Raw genomic sequence first — 23,716 nt, 5'->3', positions numbered from 1 at the left:
CAGGGGCAGCGGTTCGGAGGAGGTGACCAGGTCCCGCAGCGGATGCCGGGCCAGCACCGCGTCCACCTCCGGCGTCAACGCCGCCGCCAGCCGGGTGGCCACCGGCAGCGTGTCGTCGAGCAGGGCCGTCGCGGCGGCCAGCACGGCGGCCCGCCCGGCGTCCCCGGGCACCCCCGCGGCGGCCCGCCGGTACAGCTCGGCCCCCTCCTCGAGCACCAGGCCGGTGTCGATGCCGGCCGGAACCTTGATGCGCGCGTGGTGGCGCCAGGTGGCGACGGGGTCGCTCCACGCCTCCACCCGGTAGGTCCACCGGCCCGGTGCGTCCGGGGTGACCTCGGCGCCCCAGCGGTCGCTGCCCGGGGCCAGTTCCCGCATCGGCGTCCAGGGACCCGGCCGGCCCTCGGGGTCCTTCAGCACGACGTTGGCGGCCACCGCGTCGTGTCCCTCCCGGAACACGGTGGCGGTGACCTCGAACGTCTCTCCCGCCACCGCCTTCGCCGGGCGCCTGCCGTTCTCCACCACCGGGTGGACGTCCCGGACCGGGATCCGTCCGATCCCCACGGTCGCACTCATCCGCATCTCACCTCCGCCGTGCTCGGGGCCGGGCGCGGGCCCGGCCTGTTGGTTGGGCCGATCGGGTCAGGCCGCACCCGAGGGGGCCTTGTGACCCGACGGCGCGAGCCGCTCCGTCCGCTCCTGCGCGTGGGCCGTCCGCTCCTGCGCGTGGGCGACCAGAGGGGTCCGCAGATACCTTTCGGCGGCGTCCGCGGCCTCGCGGGCACACCGCTTCCCCATCAGCACGCAGAGCGTGTAACCGGAGTCCTCGAAGGTGGTCCGGACCGTGACGTCCGTGGGGGACGCCAGCATCGAGCGTTCCCAGGCGCGGTAATGCCGCAGCTGCCGGGCGACTTCGCTCTTCGCGGGGAGCAGCATGGCCGATCACCTTCCGGGCGGTCCGGTGGTACGGACGAGGGCGTGGTGGACGTGCGGATTCCGGACGTGCGGGTGCCGAACGAGCGCGTTCCGGACGATCGCGTCGTGCACGATCGAGTTCTCACACATGGTGCACGGATGGTGACGCGCCGTCTTGTTGGATCTTCAACTTCTTTCACCCGCCCGCTCGCCACCCGGATTCCGGCCCCCGGCCGCTCGTGTTGCACGAATGGACTACTGCTCCCACTCTGGAGTGACTCAGAAGCGATCGGTGCTCACGCTTCGTGATCGGGGAGCCCGTCCCCCAAGGGACGGGAGGAGCGAGAGCCTTCGCGGTGAGGAGCCACGACGATGAAGACCGCAGTGCCCTGCTACTACCACCTCGACGTGGAAGTGAGCCCGGAACGGGTCGGACAGGTCAGGCGCATCCTGGCCGCTCACCTCCGGTTCTGGAACCTGGAGAACCTCGTCGAACCCGTCTGCTCGGGCGCCGAGATGCTGCTGCTGGCGATCCACGAGCACGCGAGCGACAAGAACACGTCGATCGAGATGTGGTGGAACCGCCAGCACCTCATCACGGCCGTGGCGGGCAACGACCACGCGCTCCGTCCCGACCAGGACCTGCGCACCTGTCTGCAGCACCTCGCCGCCAACAGCGACGGCTGGGGCTGCTGCGCCACCGACACCGGGGCGAAGGTCATCTGGTTCTCGCGCCGCGCCCGGGCCGGCGAACGAGTGCCGCTGGTGGCGAGGGAGCCCGAGCCGATCACCCAGGAGGGGTTGGACGTGCCGCGCGAGATCATGCCGGTGGCCCAGGTGGCCGGTTGGACGCGTACGGGCAACGGCGTTCTGGAGGAGGCCCGGTGACCCGCGCCAGGCCGAACTGGAAGGGGTCGCCCGTGTGGAGCGGGCACCCCTATCCCCTGGGAGCCTCGTACGACGGGCAGGGCACCAACTTCGCCCTGTTCAGCGAGGTCGCCGAACGGGTCGACCTCGTGCTCGTCGACGACGACGGCAACCACAGCGCCATCCCGCTGCCCGACGTGGACGGCTTCGTCTGGCACTGCTACCTGCCCGGCGTCGGCCCGGGACAGCGCTACGGCTACCGGGTCCACGGTCCGTGGGCCCCGGCCGTCGGCCACCGCTGCAACCCGGCGAAGCTGCTCCTCGACCCGTACACCCGGGCCGTGGACGGGCTGGTGGACAACCACGCCTCCCTCTTCGAGCGGGCCAAGGGCAAGCCCGACCCGGGCGACAGCGCCGGGCACACCATGCTCGGCGTGGTCACCGACCCCTTCTTCGACTGGGGCGACGACCGCCCGCCCAGGCGCCCGTACTCCGAGAGCGTCATCTACGAGGCCCACGTCCGCGGACTCAGCCGCACCCACCCGGACGTGCCGGACGAACTGCGCGGCACCTACGCGGGCCTCGCGCACCCGGCGGTGGTGGAGCACCTGACGTCCCTCGGCGTGACCGCCGTGGAACTCATGCCGGTGCACCAGTTCGTCCACGACGGCGTGCTCCTGGACCGGGGACTGTCCAACTACTGGGGCTACAACACCATCGGCTTCTTCGCGCCCCACAACGGCTACGCCGCCCTGGGCACCCGAGGCCAGCAGGTGAGCGAGTTCAAGTCGATGGTCAAGACCCTGCACGAGGCCGGCCTCGAAGTGATCCTCGACGTGGTCTACAACCACACCGCCGAGGGCAACGAGAGAGGCCCCACGCTCTCCTTCCGCGGCATCGACAACGCCTCGTACTACCGTCTGGTGGACGGCGACTGGCAGCACTACTACGACACCACCGGCACCGGCAACAGCCTGCTGATGCGCCATCCTTACGTGCTCCAGCTCATCATGGACTCGCTGCGGTACTGGGTCACCGAGATGCACGTCGACGGCTTCCGCTTCGACCTCGCGGCCACCCTGGCCCGGCAGTTCCACGAGGTGGACCGGCTGTCGGCGTTCTTCGACCTCATCCAGCAGGATCCGGTGATCAGCCGCGTGAAGCTGATCGCCGAGCCCTGGGACGTGGGCGAGGGCGGCTACCAGGTCGGCAACTTCCCCCAGCTGTGGTCGGAGTGGAACGGCAAGTACCGCGACGCCGTACGGGACTTCTGGCGTGCCGAGGAACACACGCTCGGTGAGTTCGCCTCCCGGCTGACCGGCTCGTCCGACCTGTACCAGCACAGCCGGCGCCGCCCCCGGGCGAGCGTCAACTTCGTCACCGCGCACGACGGTTTCACGCTGCGCGACCTCGTCTCGTACAACGACAAGCACAACGAGGCCAACGGTGAGGACAACCGGGACGGCGAGAGCCACAACCGGTCCTGGAACTGCGGCGCCGAGGGCGACACGAAGGACCCGGCCGTCCGGGAGCTGCGCGGCCGGCAGCAGCGCAACTTCCTGGCCACGCTCCTGCTCTCCCAGGGCATCCCGATGATCTGCCACGGCGACGAGCTGGGCCGCACCCAGCGCGGCAACAACAACGCCTACTGCCAGGACAACGAGATCTCCTGGATCGACTGGCGGCTCGGCGACGAGCAGCGCGCACTGCTGGACTTCGCCCGCCGCCTCATCGCGCTGCGCGCCGACCACCCCGTCCTGCGCCGGCGCCGCTTCTTCCGCGGGGAGACCGTCACCCACGCGGACCAGCCGCTGCCCGACCTGGTGTGGCTGCTGCCCGACGCGCGGGAGATGACCGACGACGACTGGCAGCGCTCGGACGCGCACACCGTCGGTGTCTTCCTCAACGGCGACGCCATCGCCGAACCCGACGCGCAGGGCCGTCCGGTGGTGGACGACTCCTTCCTGCTGTTGTTCAACAGCCACTGGGAGCCGGCCCACTTCCGGCTGCCCGCCGCCTCCTACGGGGAGCGCTGGACCACCCTGATCGACACCGCCGACCCGGAGGGCGTCCCCGACGAGGCGGAGTACAAGGCGGGCACCCGGCTCACCGTCGAACAGCGCAGCCTGGTGCTGCTCTCCCGGCCGTCCCGCACCGGCCGGTGAGCCCGTGAGGTCAAGTGCCCAGGCGCCGCGCGGTCACCGTGAACTGCGCGCCGTCGGCGTCCCGCAGCACCGCCTCGTCCGCGCCCTCGGAGAGCACGCTGCCGCCGTGCCGCTCCGCGGTGCGGGCGCAGGCCGCGACGTCCTCGACCGCGAAGTGCACCTGCCAGTGCGGCCGCAGGGAGGGATCCGGGGCCGCTCCCAGGGCTCCCGACTCGATGCGGGCCACGACCTGGCCCTCCTGGCGCAGGACCACCTCGTCCCCCTCGTACCGGACCTCGCAGCAGCCCTGACCGGACGCCCAGTCGAAGATCTCGCCGTAGAAGATGGCCGCGTCGAAGGCGTCACGGGTGTGCAGCCGGATGAAGGCGGGACGCTTGGTGCGCCACGCGTCCCAGTCCGAGAAGAGCTCGCCCTCCCAGATCCCGAACGTCGCACCGTCGCGGTCGGCGAGCAGCGCCGCCCGTCCGGGCGGCAGGGAGATCGGCCCGACCGCGGTGGTGCCGCCGCGCTCCTGAGCCCGCGACGCGGCCTCGTCGGCGCTGCGCACCGCGAAGTACGGTGTCCAGGCCACCGCCATCTGCCACATGGCGGCGACGGCGGCGATCCCGGCCACCGGGACCCCGTCGGCCAGCGCGATGCGGAACGGCTCGCCCAGCCGGGCGGGCCGCCACCGCCAGCCCAGCACGGCGGAGTAGAACTCCTCGGTGGCCTCCAGGTCACGGCTGGTGAGACTCACCCAGCAAGGGGACCCGTACACGTTGTGCGTGGACAGCAGGTCCGGGTGGGTGGTGGAGGTGATGTCGTGGTTCATGGCAGTCGCGTCCTGGTCTCGTCCACCGGCAGTCACCGGCTCCACACCAGTGTCCGGCCGGGAGTGCGGCGGGCGCCTGGCGAGTACCCCGCACGGGGCGCCGAAACGGTGGCGCGAGGGCCCCGTACGGCGCAGTGGCGCGGCACGGCGCGCCCGGTGAGGACGGAGACCCGGAGGTGACCATGCCCCCCACCGACGCGGCACCGGGCCCGGCCCCGGATCCGGATGCCGGCACGGACCAGGTCTTCCGGCTGCAGGAGGAGGTCCGGCAGCTCAAGGAGGCGGTGGTCTCGCACGCCGTCGTCGACCAGGCGATCGGCGTGGTCATCGCCCTCGGCGGGGTGACGCCGGACGAGGGGTGGATCGTTCTGAAGGAGGTTTCCCAGCATACGAACATCAAACTCCGCAGCGTGGCGGAAACGATACTCATCTGGGGGCGCACCGGAGTGATGCCGCCCGGAATCCGGACCGCCCTGGACGCGCGCCTGGGGCGGCCCGGGCTCAGCGGGCCTCCGTCAGGATCTCCTCGCGTATCCGGTCGAAGCAGCCGGTGAGCAGCCGGGAGACGTGCATCTGGGAGATGCCGAGCTGCTGGGCGATGCGGCTCTGCGTCATCCCGCCGAAGAAGCGCAGGTAGAGGATGGTGCGCTCGCGCTCGGGCAGCGCCTCCAGGCAGGGCCGCACGGCCACCCGGTCCACGACCGCGTCGAAGGCGGGATCGAGCCCGCCCAGCGCGTCACCGAGCGCGTACCCGTCGGTGCCGGGCATCTCCGCCTCCAGCGACAGGGCGGAGAAGCACTCCAGGGCCTCCATGCCGGTCCGCACCTCGGCCGTGGTCAGCTGCGCGTGCTCGGCGATCTCCTCGACGGTCGGGCCCCGCCCCGGCGTGGTCTGGGCCAGTTCCTTCGCAGCTCTGCGGACCCGGTTGCGCAGGTCCTGGATCCGGCGCGGCACGTGCAGGGTCCACATGTGGTCGCGGAAGTGCCGTTTGATCTCGCCGGTCACGGTCGGCACCGCGTACGCCTCGAAGGCGTGGCCCCGCCCCGGGTCGTAGTGGTCGACGGCCTTGACCAGGCCGAGGGCCGCCACCTGGTAGAGGTCCTCCAGGTTCTCGCCGCGGCCCCGGAAGCGGACGGCGATCCGCTCCGCCATGGGCAGCCACACCCGGATCAGATCGTCCCGCAGCGCCTTGCGTTCCGGCCCCTCGGGCAGCCGGGCGAGCCGGTCGAACGCCGCGGCCGTGTCGGGGGCGTCGTCGTGCGGGTGGGGCTTGGTTCTGCCGGCGACACGCATCACGCGCACCTCCCTCAGCAGGGGTGCTGGCAAGTCCTCGTATATATGGATAGTGAGCGCGAATGCCCGGGACGGCCACTCGAACGGCTGCGTACCGGTGACCGGTGCGTAGCCCCGTAGCGGGACGTGATGTGCGGCACGCTCCGGGTGACCGCGCGGACCCGGTGCCGGCGGATCGTCCCTGGGCAGCGCTTGATCACCGATCAAAAGGGGCGAAGCCCCTGGCCACAGCGCATTCCGCTCATTTGACAGTGCGATCTGCGCACAGATAGGAAGCAGCGTCGAGAGGTCGAGAGGGGCACCGTGTACGAGCCGAACGTGGTCGGGGACTGGCAGGAGTACGACGAGCACACCGGCCTTCGGGTCCGCGTCCACGGTCTCGAGCAGGCCGAGCCGCCCCGCGGGCGTGACGACGCCGCCGAGTCACTGACGTACTTCCGGCTCCGGGTGACCGTCGAGAACCGGGGCGGGCGGCACCTCGGCATCCACCTCGAGGACGGCCAGATCGACGTGCGGATCGGCGCCGACGGGGAGAGTGCCTTCCTCGACTGGCGCAACTCCCAGTTCATCGAGGGCTTCGACGTCTACCCGCTGCGCCGGGCCACGGCCGTGCTCTACGCGGCCGGGCCGGAGGCGAGCCTCGGCCAGGTCGACGTCCAGGTGCAGCTGCGGGTGGACGAGGAGTGGGCCGACCGCCGGCTGTGGAGCGGCGCCCTCGGGCTGCCCGACGGCTTCGGCACGGCCCCGTGCGGCGCGGTGCGGGAGGAGGGCCTCGCGCACCAGGTGAGCGCCTTCCTGCGGGGCCAGTCGGAGGAGGGCCCCGCCTGACCCGCCGGGCGGCCGTGTGCCGGGCCCGCCGGTCCGGTCAGTGCGCGATGCCGTCGATGATCTCCCGGGCGCCCTGCCGCAGCAGGGCCACCGCGACCGAGGTGCCGAGGGTGGCCGGGTCGAGCCGGCCCGCCCACTCGTGGGCGTTCAGGCGTACCTTGCCGTCCGGGGTGAACACGCAGGCCCGCAGCGAGAGTTCACCGCTGCGGTCCACGTGGGCGTGCCCGGCGATCGGGCTGTTGCAGTGCCCCTGCAGGACGTGCAGGAACATCCGCTCCGCCGTCGCCTCCCGGTGCGTCGCGGGGTGGCCGAGGCCGCTCACCGCGTCGATCAGGGCGCGGTCGCCCTCCCGGCACTGCAGGGCGAGGATGCCCGCGCCGATCGGCGGCATCATCGTCTCGGGGGAGAGGACCTCGCTGATCACGTCGGCGCGGCCGATGCGTTCCAGGCCGGAGACCGCCAGCAGCAGCGCGTCCGCCTCGCCCGCGGCGAGCTTGGCCAGCCGCCGGTTGGCGTTGCCGCGGAAGGGCACGCACCGCAGGTGCGGGTGGGTGGCGGCCAGCTGGGCGACCCGGCGCACCGAGGACGTGCCGACGCGCGTCCCGTCGGGCAGCTCGTCCAGGGTGAGCCCGCCCGGGTGGACGAGCGCGTCCCGCACGTCGTCCCGCTTCAGGAAAGCGGCGAACACCGTGCCGGCGGGCAGCGGCCGGTCGGCGGGCACGTCCTTGACGCAGTGCACCGCGAGGTCGGCCTCGCCCGACAGCAGCGCGGCGTCGACCTCCTTGGTGAACGCGCCCTTGCCGTCCACCTGGGAGAGGTCGCCGAGCCACTTGTCGCCGGTGGTCCTCACCGGTACGACCTCGGTGCGCACGCCGGGGTGCAGGGCCGCCAACTCGGCGCGGACGCGCTCGACCTGGGCCAGCGCCATGGGGGAGTCGCGGGAGACGATGCGGATCAGTTCGGGGGCGGACATGCGGACACGATAGTGCGCGCGGGGGTGCTCGTGGGGCGCGGTTCGCCCGGCCGGCCCACCCCGCCGCCTCAGGCGTTCGGGTCGAAGGGGACCCCGGCGGGTTTGGCGGCGGCCAGGTGGGAGGCGAAGCTGCCGTCCTTGAGGCCGAAGTGGGCGCTGCCGAAGTCGTAGGAGCTCAACTTCTCGCGCAGGCCCGCCGGATAGCCGTTCCAGCCCACCAGGGCCGGGTACTGCCAGGTGCCCCGGTGGTTCTCCGGCGGCTCGTCGCCCGAGGTCGCCGGGCGGAAGCAGTGGGTGCTGATGCCGTCCTTGTGGTAGACGATCTTCGGGTGGGTGCCGTCGAAGCGGACGGCCGACCGCTCGTACACGCTGAACGAGCCGTGGTTGGACGTCGACACGTACTGCACGGCGTCGTCCCGCACCCACACCACCACGTGCTCCCAGTCGTGCCGGTGGCCGCCGAGACTCGTGCCGGGCAGCGCCTGGTCCTTCTCGAAGTAGAGGCCGTACATGTACGCGCACCAGCCGTTGTCGCACTTGGCGCGCGCGTAGCCGTTGGTGTTGTCCAGGTCGGAGGCGTCGCGGCAGTTGCCGTTCAGGGCGCCGGTCGGGTTCAGCCCGCCGTTGACGGCTCCGTCGGCGCCGATGGCCGGTGTGGGATAGCAGCCGTCGGTGTCGTAGTCGTAGGCGGGCTGGTACGTCCGCTCCAGGCTGTCGGCGTTTCCGGGCAGCCCCGGCGGCGGGGCGGCGAAGGCGGTGGCGGGGAAGGCGACGACGAGGGCGAGGGCACCGAGCGGTACGGTGAGCCATCTCCTGCGGGGCTGTGCGGCGGTACGCGACGGCATCGCGTCCTCCTCGGACTGGAGCAGCCCAACGGCTGTGGGGGGAAGGGGAGTTCAGGGTCCCGTCTTTTCCCTCCCGTGCCAAGGGCGCACGGGCGTCACCGCGGTGAAGGGCAGCCCAGCGCCTGATGGGCCGTCACAGGTTCACACCAGGTCGTCCGGAAGGTCGGCGGCCGACTCCTCGGGCGCCAGGTCGGGGCGGAGCCTGAGCCAGGACGGCTGGCGCAGCATGCCCTCCCGGGTGCGGGTGCTGTAGCGGACCTCGCCGACCAGCCGGGGGACGACCCAGCGCGCGCCGGGCACCGACGGCAGCGGGTCGAAGGGGCAGACGTCCGTCGCGGCGGCCGCCAGCAGCGTGGCCAGCTCCGTGCGCTCGCCCTCGCTCCAGCCGGTGCCGACCCCGCCCACGTAACGCAGCCGGCCCGCGGCGCGCTGACCGACCAGGACGGCACCGGGCAGTCCGCCGAGCCGCCCCCTGCCGGGAAGCCAGCCGCCGACCACGACGTCCTCGCTGCGCATGTTGCGGATCTTGACCCAGGCCCGGGAGCGGACGCCGGGCTCGTAGACCGAGTCCAGCCGCTTGCACACCAGCCCCTCCAGGCCGTGCTCGCGGGTGGCCCGCAGGGCCTGTTCGCCATGGCCGACCAGCGCGGCCGGAGTCGACCACGAGGGTCCGTTCAGGCCGAGGTCCGTCAGCAGCTCGCGGCGGCCGGTGTAGGGCAGGCGCAGCAGCGAGCGGTCCGCCAGGTGGAGCGCGTCGAACAGCACCAGGTGCACGGGGACCTTCGCCGCCCGGTGCGCGGCCCGGCCCGGATCGTGCGCGAGGCCCATCCGGGACTGGAGCAACTGGAAGTCGGCACGGCCCTGTTCGTCCAGGGCCAGCACTTCGCCGTCCAGGACCGCTGGGGTGTCGCCGAGCGCGGTGGCGAGCGGCGACAGTTCGGGATAGGCGGCGGTGATGTCCGCTCCGGAGCGGGCGCGCAGCAGGACGCTTCCGTCGCCGGGCAGGTAGACCACGACGCGCTGGCCGTCCTGCTTGGTCTCGTAGGCCCAGCGGGCGTCCTGCCCGGCGGCGGGCAGGGTGCCGGGGGTGGCGAGCATCGGAGGGATCAGCGGCAGCTCCACGGGTCAGTTCTCGACGGGCCCGGAGGCCGTCACGCGCGTTGCCCGTCAGGTTCGCCTGAACGGCGCCGGTCCCGGGGTGGGACCGGCGCCGTCGCGGTCAGTGCGCGGAGGCGGTCTCCGTCGCGACGCCGCCGGTCGCGGCCGGTCCCGTCACCGGGGCGGCGGGACGGTGCCGGGGGACGAAGGACGCGATGGCGAAGGCCAGCAGGGCCGCGCCGGCGCCGATGGCCATGACCACCTTGAACGCGTTCTCCGACGGCAGGGCGAAGCCGCCGAGGTCGACCGTCATCTGGGCCAGGATCACGCCGGCGATGGCACTGGCGACCGAGGTGCCCAGGGACCGCATCAGGGTGTTGAGGCTGTTGGCGGCGGCCGTCTCGCTCGGCGGCACCGCGCCCATGATCAGTGAGGGCATGGCGCCGTAGGCGAAGCCGATGCCCGCGCTGATGACGCAGGAGACCAGCACCAGGTGCCAGACCTCGGACATCAGCACGATGTTCAGGCCGTAGCCGGCCGCGACGATCAGGGCACCGATCATCAGGGTCACCTTCGGGCCCCTGGCCTTGGAGACCTTCGCGGAGACCGGGGCGAACGCCATCATCACCAGACCGGACGGTGCCATCACGAGCCCCGTGGTGAGCAGGGAGCGGCCGAGTCCGTAACCGGTGGCCTCGGGCAACTGCAGCAGCTGCGGAAGCACCAGGGACATCGCGAACATCGAGAAGCCGATGGCGATGGACGCCAGGTTGGTGAACAGCACCTGGCGCCGGGCGGTGGTGCGCAGGTCGACCAGCGGTGCCGGGGTGTGCAGCTCCCACCAGCCCCACACCAGCAGGATCACCACGGCCGCCGCGAACAGCACGAGCACGGTGCCCGAGGACCAGCCCCAGTCGCCGCCCTTGGAGATGGCGAGGAGCAGGCTCGCGAGTCCGGCGGCCATGCCGATGCCGCCCGGCAGGTCGAAGCGGCCGCCGGTGCGCACCGCCGACTCGGGCACCAGCGCGAGGACCAGCACCAGGGAGACGGCGCCGAGCGCGCCGGAGAGCCAGAACAGCATGTGCCAGTCGAGCTTGTCCGCTATCAGCGCGGCGGCGGGCAGCCCGAGCGCGCCGCCGACCCCGAGGGAGGCGCTCATCACGGCGGTGGCACCGGCCAGCCGCTCGGCGGGCAGCTCGTCGCGCATGATGCTGATGCCGAGCGGGATCACGGCGGCGGACAGGCCCTGCAGAGCGCGGCCGGCGACCATCGGGACCAGCGCGTCGCTCAGCCCGCAGACCGCCGAGCCGCTGATCAGCAGCACCAGGCTGAGCAGCAGCATCCGCCGCTTGCCGAACATGTCGCCGAGCCTTCCGACGACCGGAGTGGCCACGGCGGAGGCCAGCAGCGTGGCGGTCACCGCCCAGGCCGCGTCCGAGGCCGACGCGTCCAGGAGCTTGGGCAGCTCCGGGATGATCGGGATGACCAGGGTCTGCATCAGCGCGACGACGATCCCGGCCAGGGCCAGAACCGCCACCACGGCGTTCGGCCGCGGAGCGGCGGGAGAAGCGGACATGGAGGAGCCTTTCCAACGATGACGAGCCATGACGAGCCATGACGAGCCATGACAGCGATGACGAGCGATGACGAGCGACGAGTGGGGCGGTGAGCCGGAGGACCGGAGGGCCGGAACAACTTTAAGTCAGTCGATTGAAGTATCGTACGGGGTGCGGCGGCCGACAGCGCGCCCGGGCCGGGCGGCGGCCCGGCGCCGCCGCCCCGTAGGCTCTCGTGAGAACGCGCCGTACGACGGCGGACCTGCGACGACTCGAGGGACTGGTCGACGCGGGCGGTGAGGAGAAGTCCCGGCGCGGTGGTGATCATGGCGGGCAGGGCGGTCCGGAGCGAACAGGCCGGCGCGACCCGGCAGCTGATCCTGGTCACCGCCGAGCGGCTGTTCGCCGAGCACGGGGTGTACGCGGTCTCCAACCGCCAGGTGAGCGAGGCCGCTGGGCAGGGCAACAACGCGGCGGTCGGCTACCACTTCGGCACGAAGGCGGACCTCGTCCGCGCCATCGCGCAGCGCCACGCGGACCGGGTCGAGGAGCTGCGCGCCCGGCAGCTCGCCGCCCTGGGCGACTCGTCGGACCTGCGCGACTGGGTGGACTGCCTGGTCCGTCCCCAGTTCGACCACCTGGCGGCGCTGGGCAGCCCCACCTGGTACGCGCGGTTCTGCGCCCAGGTCATGACCGACCCGGCGCTGCGGCAGATCCTGACGGAGCAGTCCCGGGCCTCGGTCTCCCTGCGGGCCATCATCGAGGGCCGCAACCGGTGCATGCCCGCGCTCCCGGACGAGGTCCGCGCGGAGCGGGGCGACATGGCCCGCCACCTCATCGTGCACACGGCGGAGGAGCGGGAGCGGGCCCTGGCCGAGACGCGGCCCACCCCGCGCGCCAGCTGGCAGGACGCGGCCGACGGCCTCGTCGACGCGATCGTCGGCATGTGGCTGGCGCCCGTCACCTCCCGGGGCGGGAAGTGACGGGCCCGGGGTGAGGCGGTGCCGCCGGCCGGCGAGGCAGAAGGGGGACGCCGTGCGCGAGGCCCCGTCGGCCGTGCGGGCGGTTCTGCCCCAGGAGCCGGTGAACGAGCGCGGGGACCCGCGGGCTCACCGTACGTCGGCCTCGCGTGCCGCCCGGGGTGCGGCGGGCGGGGGAACCGCCGCCGTGGCAGGTTCGCGCAGGCCGCACAGGAGCAGTCGGCCGACGGCGGGCAACGCCACCAGCGGGAGCAGGGCCGTCCGCAGTGACGTCGCGTCGGCCAGCGCGCCGAGCACCGGGGCGGCCAGGCCGCCGACGCTCACGGCCAGCCCCAGCGTGACCCCGCTCGCCGTGCCCGTCCGGCGCGGCAGGTAGTCCTGACCCAGCGTGATGTGCAGGGAGAACGGCACGTACAGCCCGGCCGACGTCAGGGCGACGCACAGGTACACCGCCGGACCCGGCACGAGGACGACCCCGGCCACCGCGAGGACCGTCAGGACGTAGGAGACCCGCACCACCCTCAGCCGCCCGTGCCGGTCCGCGAGCCGGCCCCCGGCGACGGTGCCGACCGCGCCGCCCAGGTAGAGCACGAACAGCGCCACCGTCCCCGTCGCACTCCCGCCTCCGACACGCTCCCGGACGTAGAGCGACACGAACGTGCTCAGCCCGACGAAGACGACGGAACGGCAGACGACGGCGCCGGTGAGCCGCAGGAACGACGCCCAGTCGTCCCGCCCCCGCGGCGGCGACGCGGGGCCGCCCGCCGCACGGACCGCCCCGGCCGAACGCACCGCCGCCCCGCCCAGCACGGCCCCCGCCACCGCGGGCAGCGCGAGCAGACCGGACGCACCGAGACCTCCGCTGCCGACGACCGCCCACACCAGCGGAGGTGCCAGCGCGAAGCCGACGTTGCCGCCCAGGGAGAACCACCCCATCGCCGTATGACTGCCCCGCGCCGCCACCCGCGCCGCCCTCGCGGCCTCCGGATGGTAGGCGGCCACCCCGACACCGCCCACCGCGACGGCCGCGAGGGTGAGCGCGTAGGAGCCGGCGAGGCCGCCGAGGGCGACACCCGCCCCGGCGGTCAGCGTGCTCAGCGGCAGCAGCCACGGCAGGGCCCACCGGTCGGTGAGCGCCCCGAACAGCGGCTGCACCAGCGACGACAGCAGCGAGGCCGCGAGTACGACGCCCGAGGCGGCGGCGTAGCCGTACGCCCGCTCGGCGACGAAGTACGGCACCAGGGCGGCCACCGTGCCCTGGTAGACGTCGACACAGGCGTGGCCGAAGGACAGCAGGAGGATGGGCCGGGCACGGGTGAGGGTCATTCGTCGATCGTCCCGGCACCCGGCCCTGGCCCGCTTTCGATAAGCTGCCCTCTTGTGTCGGACTTCCGCCAGAACGGCATCGCGCCCGGTGCCGAGGCCGAGGCGGCGCGTGTGCGTCACACCCCGGCGGCTCCCACCCGGGCCCAGCGGCTGGCCGCCGGGCAGCGGATCGACGCCCACCGGCACGACGAGCACCAGATCGTCCACGCCGGGTCCGGGGTCGTGGCCGTCACCACCGCGGCCGGCACCTGGTTCGCGCCGGGGACGCGGGCCATCTGGATCCCGGCCGGCACCGTGCACGCCCACCGGGCCCACGGCCGCCTCGACCTGCACCTGGTCGGCCTCCCCGCCCGGACCAACCCGCTCGGCCTCGACACCCCGGCCGTCCTCGCCGTCGGCCCGTTGCTGCGCGAGCTGATCGTCGCCTACACCCGCGATCCCGAGGAGACCGGCCCGGAACGCGGCCGGCTCCTGGCCGTACTGTGCGACCAGTTGCGGGTCTCGCCCCAGCAGCCGCTGCGCCTGCCCACCCCCTCGGACCCCCGGCTGGCCGCGGTGTGCGCACTGGTCCACGCCGACCCCGCGGACACGCGCACCCTCGCCGCGCTCGGCGCCGCCACGGGCACCTCGGAACGCACCCTCAGCCGGCTCTTCCACCGAGAGTTCGGCATGACCTTTCCCCAGTGGCGCACCCAGTCCCGCCTCTTCCACGCCCTGCGCATGCTCGCCGACGGCCGGTCCGTCACCACCGTCGCCCACCGCTGCGGCTGGTCCTCCGCCAGCGCGTTCATCGAGGTCTTCCGCCGCGCGTTCGGCTACACGCCGGGCACCCACAACCGCCGGGGGCGAACCGGCCGTCACCCGCTCCTTACCATCGAGTAATATCGCGCGGCAGGCCCCCGGAGGAGGAACCGTGCCACGGTCCGAACGCTCACCCCTGCTGCTCGCCGGCCTGCTGGCCGCCGCGGGCGTCGCCCATTTCGCCCAGCCCCGCCCGTTCGACGCCACCGTCCCGCGCTCCCTGCCGGGCACGCCCCGGGCGTGGACGTACGCCAGTGGCGCCGCCGAACTCGCGCTGGCCGCCGGGCTCGCCCTGCCGCGCACCCGCAAGGCCGCCGCGCTGAGTGCCGCCGCCTTCTTCGTCGGAGTGTTCCCCGCCAACGTCAAGATGGCCTGGGACTGGCGGCACCGCCCCACCCCGCAGAAGGCCGCCGCCCTCGGACGGCTGCCGGTGCAGGTGCCGCTCGTGCTGTGGGCCCGCGCCGTCGCCCAGGGCACCGGAGGCCGGTCGTGAGCGCGCTCCCCGCCGTCGGCGACACCGTCGAGGACTTCACGCTGCCGGACGAGACCGGCACCCCGCGCCGCCTGTCCGACCTGCTCGCCGACGGCCCGGTCGTCCTGTTCTTCTACCCGGCGGCCCTCACCACCGGCTGCACGGCGGAGGCCTGTCACTTCCGCGACCTGGCCGCCGAGTTCGCCGCGGTCGGCGCCCGGCCCGTCGGCGTCAGCGGCGACCCCGTCGAACGCCAGCAGGAGTTCGCCGGGCGCCACAGCCTGGGCATGCCGCTGCTGTCCGACGCCGACGGCGCGGTCCGGGAGCGGTTCGGGGTGAAGCGCGGATTCAGCCTGGCCCCCACCAAGCGCGTGACCTTCGTCGTCGGCCGGGGCCGCACCCTGCTGGAGGTCGTCCGCAGCGAACTGAGGATGAGCACGCACGCCGACCGCGCCCTGGCCGCGCTCCGCGCCCACCGGGCGTGACGGGGCCACCCGCGCCACGTCCCGGTTGATACCGCATCGCCCTGGGATGATCCTGGACGGCATGGAGGATTCCTCCGCCGCGATGATCGTCGACGCCCGCGGACTGGTGACGGGGTGGAGCGACGGCGCGCGGCGGCTCACCGGGTACACGGCCGAGGAGGTCGTGGGGCGCCCCGCGCGCGACCTGCTCGCGCGGGACGCGCTCACCGGTCCCCTGTCCGGCACCGGCCCCTCCGGCACCGTCGTGGTCCGCCACCGGGACGGCCGCGCGGTGAGCCTGCGGGTGCGGGTCCGCCCGCTGCCGGGCGCCGACGGCGCACCGCGGGGTTGCGCGGTGACCGTCGAGGCGCCCGGCGGCCCGGCGGCCGCCCTCGTCGACGACGCCGTACGGCAGGCACCCCTGTCGATGTCCGTCCTCGACCCGGGCCTGCGCTTCGTGCACGTCAACGAGGCCTCGTGCCGGATGCTGGGCAGATCCGCGGAGGAACTGATCGGCCACCGCCTGTCCGACACGCTGGCGGACTTCGAGGGCGACGCACAGAGCTTCCTGCACCATCTGCGGGTCGTCGCCGACCGGGGGCGGCCCGTCCAGTACGAGAGCTACTCGCCCGCGCCCGCCGGCACCCGCCCGCACGCCTGGACCGTGGAGATCTGGCCGGTCCACGACGCCTCCGGCGCGCTCACCGCCGTCGCCATGGCCGCGCTCGAGAGCACCGAACAGTACCGGGCGCGCGAGCGGCTGGACCTGCTGAACGCGGCCGCCGAGGTCGGCACCACCCTCGACGTCGTACGCACCGCCGAGGAACTGGTCGAGCTGCTCGTGCCCCGGTTCGCCGGCTTCGCCGCGGTCGATCTGCTCGACTGGGTCCTCGGCACCGACGAACCCCTCGACACGCCACCCGAGCACGCCGCCCTGCGCCGGGCCGCCCACGGCTCCGCCACCGAGGGCTTCCCCACCCCCGCCGTGCATCTCGGCGGCCCCGAGGTCCACCCGTCCGACAGCCCGCCCGCCCGGGCCATGCAGGAGGGCCGCGTCGTCCTGAGCGGCCCCGGCGACCCGGAGTTCGACCGGTGGATGCGCACCCGCGACGCCGCGGCCCCGCACAACCGCCCCTTCCGCACCGCCGTCAGCTCGATCCTGGCCGTGCCCCTGCGGGCCCGCGGCACCACCCTGGGCGTCGCCCTGGCCATCCGGACCGCGCCCCGGGAGCCGTACGCCACCGAGGACGCCGTCCTGGCCGAGGAACTGGTCGCCCGGGCCGCCGTGTCCATCGACAACGCCCGTCGCTTCGCGCGCGAACGCTCCACCGCCCTGGCGATCCAGCGCAGCCTGCTCCCCAAGGACCTGCCCGGACAGGCCGCGGTCGAGGTGGCCCACCGCTACCTCCCCTCCGCGTCCGCGGCGGGTATCGGCGGCGACTGGTTCGACGTGATCCCGCTCTCCGGCACCCGCGTCGCCCTCGTCGTCGGCGACGTCGTGGGCCACGGCATCCCGTCCACGGCGACCATGGGCCGGCTGTGCACGGCCGTGCGCACCCTCGCCGACGTCGACCTGCCCCCCGACGAGCTCCTGACCCACCTCGACGACCTCGTCACCCACCTCGCGGCCGTCGGCGGGGACAGCGGCGACGCGGAGATCGCGGAGCTGGGCGCCACCTGCCTCTACGCCGTGTACGACCCCGTCTCCCGGCGTCTGGCCCTGGCGGCGGCCGGCCACCCCGCGCCCGTCCTCCTCCTGCCCGACGGCACCACCCGGACCGTCACCATGGCCGCCGGGCCACCGCTCGGGGTGGGCGGGCTGCCCTTCGAGGCGACGGAGCTGGAACTGCCGGAGGGCTCCGTCGTCGCCCTCTACACCGACGGACTGGTCGAGGGCCGCGACCGCGACGTCGACCACGCCACCGCGGAAATGTGCCGGGCGCTGACCGCACCCGCGCACTCGCTCGACGCGCTGTGCGACGGTGTGCTCAAGGCCGTGCTGCCGGAGGAGCCGGGCGACGACGTCGCGCTGCTGCTGGCCCGCACCCGGGCGCTGGGCGAGGACCGGGTGCGCACCTGGGACGTCCACCCGGACCCGGTCGGCGTGGCGGCCACCAGGCGGTCCGTCGGCGAACAGCTCACCGAGTGGGGGCTGGACGACACGGCCTTCGTCACCGAACTCGTCGTCAGCGAGCTGGTCACCAACGCCATCCGGTACGGCGAGCCGCCCATCCAGTTGCGCCTCATCCGCCACACCGCCCTCATCTGCGAAGTGTCCGACGCCAGCTCCACCTCGCCCCACCTGCGCCGCGCCCACGCCTACGACGAGGGCGGCCGGGGGCTGCTCCTGGTCGCCCAGCTCACCCAGCGCTGGGGCAGCCGCCAGACGGACACCGGCAAGACCATCTGGGCCGAGCAGCCCCTGCCCGCACGGTGAACCGCCCGTGCGGTGCACCGCCCGCGCGGGCCCGTGCGGCCCGGCGCCGACCGTCTACTCCCCGCCCTCCTCCGCGGCCACCCGGGCCAGCGTGCGGCCCGTGCGCGCGGACCGCGCCCGCCGCGGGTCAGGGGTGCCGCGCCCCCCTCCGCCGCCGGCCGTCTTCACCAGCAGCCACGCCGCGTCCTCACCGGAACCGGCGCCCGGGCCGCCCCGGAACCGGGTCAGCGCGTACTCGCCGCGCAGTTTCGCACCGTGCAACCGGAACCGGGCTTGTCCGCGTGCGAGGGACTCGGCGAAGTCGACCGGACGGCCCCGGCGGTCGTGGCTCAGCGGCTCGTAGGTGCCGTGGTCCCACACGATGACCGTGCCGCCCCCGTACTCACCCGCCGGGATCACCCCCTCGAACTCCTCGTACTCCAGCGGGTGGTCCTCCGTCGGCACCGCGAGCCGCTTGTCGCTCGGGTCCGCCGACGGGCCCTTCGGCACCGACCAGGACTTGAGCACGCCGGCCACCTGCAGGCGGAAGTCGAAGTGCAGGGTGCTCGCGTCGTGGATCTGCACGACGAAGCGGGGCTCCCCGCCTTCGCCGGGCGCCCCGTCGCCGGCGGGCTCACCGGTCCGGCCGAAGTCCCGTTTGCCGTGGTAGTCCCGCAGTCCGTCGTCCTCGTCCTCGCCGCCCACCTGCCGCTCCTTCCGGAAGATCCCGGCCCGCGCGCCGACCCGGGCCGGGTACCCCGCTCAGAACTCCTCGTGCACGTCCGGGTCGCCGCCGATCCGGCGGTGGGCGCGGTCCGCCACCGCACGCATCTGCCCTGCGTCCAGTTCGAAGCCGAACACGTCCAGGTTCGCCCGCTGCCGTGCCGGGTCGGCGGACTTCGGGATCGGCACCGCGCCCAGCTGGGTGTGCCAGCGCAGGACCGCCCGGGCGGGCGTCACACCGTGTGCCGCGGCGACCGCGGCCACGGCGGGATCGTCCAGCAGGTCACTGCCCCGCCCCAGCGGGCTCCAGCTCTCGGTGCGGATGCCCTTGCGCTCGTGGTACGCGCGCAGCTCGTCCTGCGGGAACAGGGGGTGCAGCTCGATCTGGTTGACCGACGGCAGGACACCCGTCTCCTTCTCCAGCCGCTCGATGTGCTCCGCCGTGAAGTTGGAGACGCCCACCGAACGCACGAGGCCCTCCTCGCGCAGCTTGACCATGGCCTTCCAGGAGTCGACGTACTTGTCCACGCGCGGCAGCGGCCAGTGGATCAGGTACAGGTCGACGTACTCCAGACCGAGCCGGGCGCGGGACTCCTCGAAGGAGGCGAGCGTCTCCTCGTAGCCGTGGTGCCGGCCGGGCAGCTTGGTCGTCACCACGACCGCCTCGCGGGGGAGCCCCGCGGCGGCGATCCCGCGGCCGACGCCGGTCTCGTTGCGGTAGTTCACCGCCGTGTCGATCAGGCGGTACCCCGCCCGCAGGGCCTCGCTCACCGCCCGCTCGGCCTCGTCGTCGGTCATCGGCCAGGTGCCCAGGCCCAGGGCGGGGAGCGTGGTGCCGTCGTTGAGCGTGTACGCCGGGATGCTGATCACCGTGGGACCTTTCCTCGACTGTGCGCGGCGGTGTGCCGCCCGGTCCAGCGTCGCCCACCCGGGGACCCGTGATCAACCGGACGGCGTGGCGGAGGGTCTGCCACGATCTCCGCATGACGATGCGGAGCGCGAAGGACACGGCGACGAGCCCGACGAGGGACAGCGCGCAGGACACGGTGACGGACCCGACGAAGGACAACGCGAAGGACACCGCGACGGACGCGGCGGCGGAGCGCGCGGCGGCCCGGGCGGCGGGGATCGAGGTGCTCCCCGCCGCCGGCCACATCGGCGCCGAGATCCAGGGCGTCGACCTCGCGGCCGGACTCGGCGCCGCACAGGTCGCGGCGGTGCGGGCGGCCGTACTGCGCTGGAAGGTGGTGTTCTTCCGCGACCAGCGCCTCGACCACGCCGGACACGTCGCGTTCGCCCGCCTCTTCGGCGATCCGGTCGTGCTGCCCCGGCGCGGCAAGGCCTCCCCGGCCGGCTACCCGGAGATCGAGACCACCGCCGACCGGCTGGAGCTGGGCGGGCGGTTCGGGATGGAGCACGAGGAGTGGCTGCGGCGCCGCCGCCACACGCTGCTGCGCGGCTGGCACTGCGACCACGGCGCCCGCGTCGACCCGCCGGCCTTCACGATCCTGCGCGCCGAGACCGTCCCGCCCTACGGCGGCGACACCACCTGGGCGAACCTCGCCACCGCCTACGCCGGACTGTCCGCCCCGCTGCGCGCCTTCGCCGACACCCTGCGCGCCGAACACCGCCTGGGCGTCGGCTACCAGCCCCGGCCCGGCGACGACGCCTACGTCCGGCACCTCCTCGACCACCAGACCGCGACCGTGCACCCGCTGGTCCGCGTCCACCCGGAGACGGGGGAGCGGGTGCTGTTCGTCAACGGCTACTACGTCGAACAGATCACCGGGCTCTCCCGTCCGGAGAGCGCGGCGATCCTCGGACTCCTGACCGAGCAGGCCACCCGCCCCGAGTACACCGTCCGCTTCCGCTGGGAGCCGGGCAGCGTCGCCTTCTGGGACAACCGCGCCACCGTCCACCTCGCCCCGGGCGACAACGCCCACCTCGACCACCCGCGCACCATGCACCGCGTGATGCTCACCGGCGACGTACCGGTCGGGGTCGACGGCACCCCCTCCGAGCCGTTGCTGGGCAGCGAGGCCGGCCGCTGGTGAGCGCGGACGGCAGCCGGCGCCGCGTCACCCGAGCGGGATCGTCACCTCGTCCTCGACCGGCGGGTCCACCTCCTGCGCCCGGTTGCCGGTGGCCGCGTAACAGCGCAGCCGCACCGCCTGCGGCGTCACGTCCAGGCGCAGGAAGCACTTGAAGAAGGGCGGGCTGTACGTCGCCGAACCCGGCGAGAACAGCTGCGTGTAGATCTTGCGCACGGGCAGCCGGAACCGCTTGCGGCGATCGGGCCGCCGCGCGGTGCCGAGCAGTCCGGCGACGATCCGGGTGCGCAGGGTGACCCGTGCGCCGTCACCCGGCGGGCGGCCGGTGCGGATGCCGAGGCGCTCGGCGATCACGGCCGTCGCCTCGGCCTCCGTCAGGGTGAAGAAGCGGCGCATCCGCAGGCGTCGGCCGTACAGGGCGCTGTAGAAGGCGAGGGAGTCGCCGCGCAGCGGATAGGAGCGGAAGTCGTCCTCGGTGACACCGGCCACCGAGACGCGCGGGATGGTGTGGGTGGCGTGCATGAAAGCGCCGCCGCCGCCCGCCACGACGTACTGGACGGTCCGGCCGTCCACGTCGACCGGATAGCGCTGGTAGTTGTGGATGTCGCCGCCGATCGCCGCGACGTAGTGGTGCGCGGGATCGCGCACGATGTCGTCCACCGTGCCGCCGCCCTCGACAGGGCACGGGTGGTGCTCGCCGTCCACGTACAGGGGCGATCCGGTGAACAGGATCTTCGGCCGGTCGCCCGCCGACACCTCGCGCAGCCAGGCGCCCTGCTCGGCGTCGACCGTGCCGAGCAGCCCGGTGTCGATGCCGACGATCCGCACCGGACCGGCGTCGACGGCCCAGTACGGTCCGGGCTGGACGGCCTGCTGGGCGGGCGCCGGGCGCAGCTTGCGCGCCTCGTCGAGGTGCCGTCCGTCGTCCGGGCGCGGCCGGTGCCACAACAGGGACCGCAGCCGGGCCGGGGTGAACGGGCGCGGCGCCGGCTCCGGCGGCAGGGGCGGGGCGTCGTCGCAGAAGACACGCATGAACCCGGCGAGGTCCTCGTACCAGTCGTGGTTGCCCGGTATCGCGTACACGGGGGCCCGGTAGTCGGCGTAGGGGCGGAAGAACTTGGGGCCGTAGTCGTCGGCGCTGCCCACCGGGTAGATCACGTCGCTCGCCAGGACCGCGAACCGGGTGTCCCCGCCCGCCTTCAACAGCCCGGGCACGACGGCGTACTGGGGCTCGTCGCCCTCGCCCGTGTCGCCGATGACCAGGAAGGAGAACCGGTCGGGGTCGTCCCGCCTGATCACCTTGTCGGCCGGTGCCCCGGCCGCCGCCCGCTGCGCCACCCAGCGGGAGCGGGTGCGGCCCGTGGGGTCCCCGAACCAGGAGGCCAGCACGCCGTTGCGGGCGGCCCACAGGGTTCTCGGGTTCAGCCAGGACAGCTTCTCGGTGCGCTGCGGCATCAGCGCCCGGTAGGTGCCGGGCTCGGCGGAGCCCCAGCCGGCGCCTTCGGCGGAATCACGTGAGGAGTTGGACACCCGGGCACCGTAACAACGTCCACCCGGGGGGCCGGACGAGGGATCGCTCGCCAAGTCCCGCCCCCGCCGGGCCGTTTCGCGTCCTCCGGGTCAGAACGTCCGCTTCAGGAGGTCGAATACGGCCTCCCAGTGGCGTTCCGTCGCCTTCTCGTCGTACGCGGCGGTGTCGGCCTGGGTGTAGCCGTGGTGCGCCCCCGCGTAGACCTCGCAGCGGTGGGGCACGCCCGCCGCGGTCAGCGCCGCCTCCAGCCGCTCCTGCTGCTCGGGCGGCATGCCCGGATCGTGGTCCGCGTGGGCGAAGTACGCCTCGGCGGTGAGGTTCCCGGCCACCAGGTGCGGACTGTGCGGGCCCTCCGTCGCCAGGTTCCCGCCGTGGAACCCGGCCACCGCGGCGACCCGGTCCGGACGGGTGCCGGCGGTGCGCAGGGCGAGCCCGGCGCCCATGCAGTAGCCGATGAGCGCGACCGGTCCTTCGGCCGCCTCCGGAGCGCGGGCCAGCCACTCCAGGTAGGCGTCCGCGTCCCGCACCGCCCGGTCGGGGGTGAGCGACTTCATGATCGGACCGAGCCGCTGGAAGATGTCCGGACGTGCCTGCGGGTCGATGAACTCGGGCAGATCCACGACGGGCGCCCGCCCGCTGCGGTAGAAGACGTTGGGCACCAGGACGGTGTACCCGCCGCCGGCCAGCCGGTCGGCCATCGCCCGCAGCCGGGGCCGCAGCCCGAAGGCGTCCATGTACAGCAGGACCGCCGGGTGCGGCCCCCCGTCGGCGGGGTGGGTCAGATAGGCGTCGGCGGTGCCGTCGTCGGTGGGGATGTCGACGTCGGTCCCCTGTACTGCGCTCATCGCGGGGTCGTGCCCTTCTCTCGTTCCCTCGGTTCCTCGGGTGCGGCCCGTCACTCGAACCGCGTCGTGTCGCCCGCGCCCCGCCGCACGATCTCCGCCTCGCCGTCGGAGAAGTCGACGACCGTGGTCGGCTCGGTGCCGCAGTCCCCGGAGTCGACGACCGCGTCCAGCACGTGGTCGAGCCGGTCCTTGATCTCCCAGCCCTGCGTCATCGGCTCCTCCTCGTCGGGCAGCAACAGCGTGCTGGACAGCAGCGGTTCGCCGAGTTCGGTCAGCAGGGCCTGGGTGACGACGTGGTCGGGGATGCGCACGCCCACGGTCTTCTTCTTCGGATGCTGGAGCATGCGCGGCACCTCCCTCGTCGCGGGCAGGATGAAGGTGTAGCTGCCGGGCGTCGACGCCTTGATCGCCCGGAACACGTCGTTGTCGATCTGCACGAACTGGCCGAGCTGCGCGAAGTCCTGGCAGACCAGGGTGAAGTGGTGCCGGTTGTCCAGGCGGCGGATCGACCGGATGCGGTCGATCCCGTCACGGCTGCCCAGCCGGCAGCCCAGTGCGTAGCAGGAGTCCGTCGGATACGCGATCAGCGCTCCCGAGCGGACGCTGTCGGCGACCTGGGCGATGCTGCGCGGCTGGGGGTTGTCGGGGTGCACGTCGAAGTACTTCGCCATTCACCGAGCTTATGCCCGCGCGCCCGCCCCGCCCGACAGGCCCCGCGCGCCCGCCCCGCCCGACAGGCCCCGCGCGCCCGCCCCGCCC

Annotated in this window: 24 protein-coding genes; 10 read left to right on the top strand and 14 right to left on the bottom strand. The window is 73.6% G+C overall.

Annotated elements, in window-relative coordinates; translation table 11 throughout:
• Positions 1-579: maltotransferase domain-containing protein (locus EV562_RS32080; RefSeq protein WP_133890369.1), on the bottom strand; the 579-nt coding region annotated here is incomplete at its 3' end.
• A 60-nt stretch (positions 580-639) separates the two neighbouring features.
• Entirely contained in the window at positions 640-933 is a 294-nt protein-coding gene (locus EV562_RS32075; protein WP_133890368.1) for a DUF5133 domain-containing protein, read from the bottom strand.
• A 351-nt stretch (positions 934-1,284) separates the two neighbouring features.
• Here EV562_RS32075 and EV562_RS32070 point away from each other — a divergent pair, with 351 nt between their 5' ends.
• Complete coding sequence (locus tag EV562_RS32070) at positions 1,285-1,800, top strand: pep a2 (protein ID WP_133890367.1); 516 nt, start codon at positions 1,285-1,287, stop codon at positions 1,798-1,800.
• Entirely contained in the window at positions 1,797-3,944 is a 2,148-nt protein-coding gene (gene glgX / locus EV562_RS32065; RefSeq protein ID WP_133890366.1) for a glycogen debranching protein GlgX, read from the top strand. The genes EV562_RS32070 and glgX overlap by 4 nt, the downstream gene beginning before the upstream one ends.
• A gap of 10 nt (positions 3,945-3,954) precedes the next feature.
• Here glgX and EV562_RS32060 read toward each other — a convergent pair whose 3' ends face one another.
• Positions 3,955-4,755, bottom strand: coding sequence for a VOC family protein (locus EV562_RS32060; RefSeq protein ID WP_166662098.1), 801 nt, complete (start codon positions 4,753-4,755; stop codon positions 3,955-3,957).
• 182 nt (positions 4,756-4,937) lie between these two features.
• Between EV562_RS32060 and EV562_RS32055 the strand changes: the two genes are divergently transcribed.
• Complete coding sequence (locus tag EV562_RS32055; protein WP_133890384.1) at positions 4,938-5,309, top strand: ANTAR domain-containing protein; 372 nt, start codon at positions 4,938-4,940, stop codon at positions 5,307-5,309.
• Here EV562_RS32055 and EV562_RS32050 read toward each other — a convergent pair.
• Positions 5,257-6,048 carry a SigB/SigF/SigG family RNA polymerase sigma factor gene (locus tag EV562_RS32050; protein WP_133890383.1) on the bottom strand — a complete coding sequence of 264 codons (792 nt, stop codon included), beginning with the start codon at positions 6,046-6,048 and terminating at the stop codon, positions 5,257-5,259. The two genes, EV562_RS32055 and EV562_RS32050, sit on opposite strands and share 53 nt — an antisense overlap.
• A 303-nt stretch (positions 6,049-6,351) precedes the next feature.
• On the opposite strand from EV562_RS32050, the gene EV562_RS32045 reads away from it, so the two are divergent.
• Complete coding sequence (locus EV562_RS32045; protein WP_133890364.1) at positions 6,352-6,876, top strand: hypothetical protein; 525 nt, start codon at positions 6,352-6,354, stop codon at positions 6,874-6,876.
• A 37-nt stretch (positions 6,877-6,913) separates the two neighbouring features.
• On the opposite strand, the gene hemC is transcribed toward EV562_RS32045, so the two are convergent.
• The 4 genes from hemC to EV562_RS32025 form a co-directional block, all read right to left on the bottom strand.
• Entirely contained in the window at positions 6,914-7,849 is a 936-nt protein-coding gene (hemC, locus tag EV562_RS32040; protein ID WP_133890363.1) for a hydroxymethylbilane synthase, read from the bottom strand.
• A gap of 68 nt (positions 7,850-7,917) precedes the next feature.
• Positions 7,918-8,694: an NPP1 family protein gene (locus EV562_RS32035; RefSeq protein WP_133890362.1), complete on the bottom strand. Its 777-nt coding sequence runs from the start codon at positions 8,692-8,694 to the stop codon at positions 7,918-7,920.
• Between the two features lie 141 nt (positions 8,695-8,835).
• On the bottom strand, positions 8,836-9,816 hold the full coding sequence (locus EV562_RS32030; RefSeq protein WP_133890361.1) for an ATP-dependent DNA ligase: 981 nt from the start codon (positions 9,814-9,816) through the stop codon (positions 8,836-8,838).
• A 97-nt stretch (positions 9,817-9,913) separates the two neighbouring features.
• On the bottom strand, positions 9,914-11,368 hold the full coding sequence (locus EV562_RS32025; RefSeq protein ID WP_133890360.1) for an MFS transporter: 1,455 nt from the start codon (positions 11,366-11,368) through the stop codon (positions 9,914-9,916).
• Positions 11,369-11,674: 306 nt separating this feature from the next.
• On the opposite strand from EV562_RS32025, the gene EV562_RS32020 reads away from it, so the two are divergent.
• Complete coding sequence (locus EV562_RS32020) at positions 11,675-12,331, top strand: TetR/AcrR family transcriptional regulator (protein WP_133890359.1); 657 nt, start codon at positions 11,675-11,677, stop codon at positions 12,329-12,331.
• Positions 12,332-12,457: 126 nt separating this feature from the next.
• Here EV562_RS32020 and EV562_RS32015 read toward each other — a convergent pair whose 3' ends face one another.
• Positions 12,458-13,654, bottom strand: coding sequence for an MFS transporter (locus EV562_RS32015; RefSeq protein WP_133890358.1), 1,197 nt, complete (start codon positions 13,652-13,654; stop codon positions 12,458-12,460).
• 54 nt (positions 13,655-13,708) lie between these two features.
• Here EV562_RS32015 and EV562_RS32010 point away from each other — a divergent pair, with 54 nt between their 5' ends.
• The 4 genes from EV562_RS32010 (at position 13,709) to EV562_RS31995 (ending at position 17,828) form a co-directional block, all read left to right on the top strand.
• Positions 13,709-14,536 carry a helix-turn-helix transcriptional regulator gene (locus EV562_RS32010; protein ID WP_243860288.1) on the top strand — a complete coding sequence of 276 codons (828 nt, stop codon included), beginning with the start codon at positions 13,709-13,711 and terminating at the stop codon, positions 14,534-14,536.
• Positions 14,537-14,567: 31 nt separating this feature from the next.
• The gene (locus EV562_RS32005; RefSeq protein WP_133890357.1) at positions 14,568-14,948 is read left to right on the top strand and encodes a DoxX family protein; all 381 of its coding nucleotides are present in this window, start codon (positions 14,568-14,570) and stop codon (positions 14,946-14,948) included.
• On the top strand, positions 14,945-15,412 hold the full coding sequence (locus EV562_RS32000; protein WP_133890356.1) for a peroxiredoxin: 468 nt from the start codon (positions 14,945-14,947) through the stop codon (positions 15,410-15,412). Before EV562_RS32005 ends, EV562_RS32000 begins: the two co-directional genes overlap by 4 nt.
• 61 nt (positions 15,413-15,473) lie before the next feature.
• Complete coding sequence (locus EV562_RS31995) at positions 15,474-17,828, top strand: SpoIIE family protein phosphatase (protein ID WP_166662097.1); 2,355 nt, start codon at positions 15,474-15,476, stop codon at positions 17,826-17,828.
• A gap of 54 nt (positions 17,829-17,882) precedes the next feature.
• Here EV562_RS31995 and EV562_RS31990 read toward each other — a convergent pair whose 3' ends face one another.
• Both EV562_RS31990 and EV562_RS31985 read right to left on the bottom strand, forming a co-directional pair.
• Positions 17,883-18,512, bottom strand: coding sequence for a DNA polymerase ligase N-terminal domain-containing protein (locus tag EV562_RS31990; protein WP_133890354.1), 630 nt, complete (start codon positions 18,510-18,512; stop codon positions 17,883-17,885).
• A gap of 57 nt (positions 18,513-18,569) precedes the next feature.
• Positions 18,570-19,400: an aldo/keto reductase gene (locus EV562_RS31985; RefSeq protein WP_133890353.1), complete on the bottom strand. Its 831-nt coding sequence runs from the start codon at positions 19,398-19,400 to the stop codon at positions 18,570-18,572.
• Between the two features lie 119 nt (positions 19,401-19,519).
• Here EV562_RS31985 and EV562_RS31980 point away from each other — a divergent pair, with 119 nt between their 5' ends.
• Positions 19,520-20,584 (top strand): TauD/TfdA family dioxygenase, encoded by a 1,065-nt coding sequence (locus tag EV562_RS31980; protein ID WP_133890381.1) that lies wholly within the window; start codon positions 19,520-19,522, stop codon positions 20,582-20,584.
• Between the two features lie 24 nt (positions 20,585-20,608).
• Here EV562_RS31980 and EV562_RS31975 read toward each other — a convergent pair whose 3' ends face one another.
• The 3 genes from EV562_RS31975 to EV562_RS31965 form a co-directional block, all read right to left on the bottom strand.
• The gene (locus EV562_RS31975; RefSeq protein ID WP_133890352.1) at positions 20,609-22,111 is read right to left on the bottom strand and encodes a metallophosphoesterase; all 1,503 of its coding nucleotides are present in this window, start codon (positions 22,109-22,111) and stop codon (positions 20,609-20,611) included.
• 90 nt (positions 22,112-22,201) lie between these two features.
• On the bottom strand, positions 22,202-22,957 hold the full coding sequence (locus EV562_RS31970; protein ID WP_133890351.1) for a dienelactone hydrolase family protein: 756 nt from the start codon (positions 22,955-22,957) through the stop codon (positions 22,202-22,204).
• A 50-nt stretch (positions 22,958-23,007) separates the two neighbouring features.
• Positions 23,008-23,628 (bottom strand): L-threonylcarbamoyladenylate synthase, encoded by a 621-nt coding sequence (locus EV562_RS31965; RefSeq protein WP_166662096.1) that lies wholly within the window; start codon positions 23,626-23,628, stop codon positions 23,008-23,010.
• Positions 23,629-23,716 lie beyond the last annotated feature (88 nt).

The organism is Streptomyces sp. BK208, assembly GCF_004364245.1.
GTDB lineage: Bacteria > Actinomycetota > Actinomycetes > Streptomycetales > Streptomycetaceae > Streptomyces.
This window is presented reverse-complemented; position numbering and strand designations above follow the sequence as displayed.

Bases quoted from the DNA above. Each gene is read 5' to 3' on its own strand.
- EV562_RS32075 (WP_133890368.1), bottom strand. From the start codon at position 933: ATGCTGCTCCCCGCGAAGAGCGAAGTCGCCCGGCAGCTGCGGCATTAC.
- EV562_RS32070 (WP_133890367.1), top strand. From the start codon at position 1,285: ATGAAGACCGCAGTGCCCTGCTACTACCACCTCGACGTGGAAGTGAGC.
- EV562_RS32060 (WP_166662098.1), bottom strand. From the start codon at position 4,755: ATGAACCACGACATCACCTCCACCACCCACCCGGACCTGCTGTCCACG.
- EV562_RS32055 (WP_133890384.1), top strand. From the start codon at position 4,938: ATGCCCCCCACCGACGCGGCACCGGGCCCGGCCCCGGATCCGGATGCC.
- EV562_RS32050 (WP_133890383.1), bottom strand. From the start codon at position 6,048: ATGCGTGTCGCCGGCAGAACCAAGCCCCACCCGCACGACGACGCCCCC.
- hemC (WP_133890363.1), bottom strand. From the start codon at position 7,849: ATGTCCGCCCCCGAACTGATCCGCATCGTCTCCCGCGACTCCCCCATG.
- EV562_RS32035 (WP_133890362.1), bottom strand. From the start codon at position 8,694: ATGCCGTCGCGTACCGCCGCACAGCCCCGCAGGAGATGGCTCACCGTA.
- EV562_RS32025 (WP_133890360.1), bottom strand. From the start codon at position 11,368: ATGTCCGCTTCTCCCGCCGCTCCGCGGCCGAACGCCGTGGTGGCGGTT.
- EV562_RS32020 (WP_133890359.1), top strand. From the start codon at position 11,675: ATGGCGGGCAGGGCGGTCCGGAGCGAACAGGCCGGCGCGACCCGGCAG.
- EV562_RS32015 (WP_133890358.1), bottom strand. From the start codon at position 13,654: ATGACCCTCACCCGTGCCCGGCCCATCCTCCTGCTGTCCTTCGGCCAC.
- EV562_RS31995 (WP_166662097.1), top strand. From the start codon at position 15,474: ATGGAGGATTCCTCCGCCGCGATGATCGTCGACGCCCGCGGACTGGTG.
- EV562_RS31980 (WP_133890381.1), top strand. From the start codon at position 19,520: ATGCGGAGCGCGAAGGACACGGCGACGAGCCCGACGAGGGACAGCGCG.
- EV562_RS31970 (WP_133890351.1), bottom strand. From the start codon at position 22,957: ATGAGCGCAGTACAGGGGACCGACGTCGACATCCCCACCGACGACGGC.
- EV562_RS31965 (WP_166662096.1), bottom strand. From the start codon at position 23,628: ATGGCGAAGTACTTCGACGTGCACCCCGACAACCCCCAGCCGCGCAGC.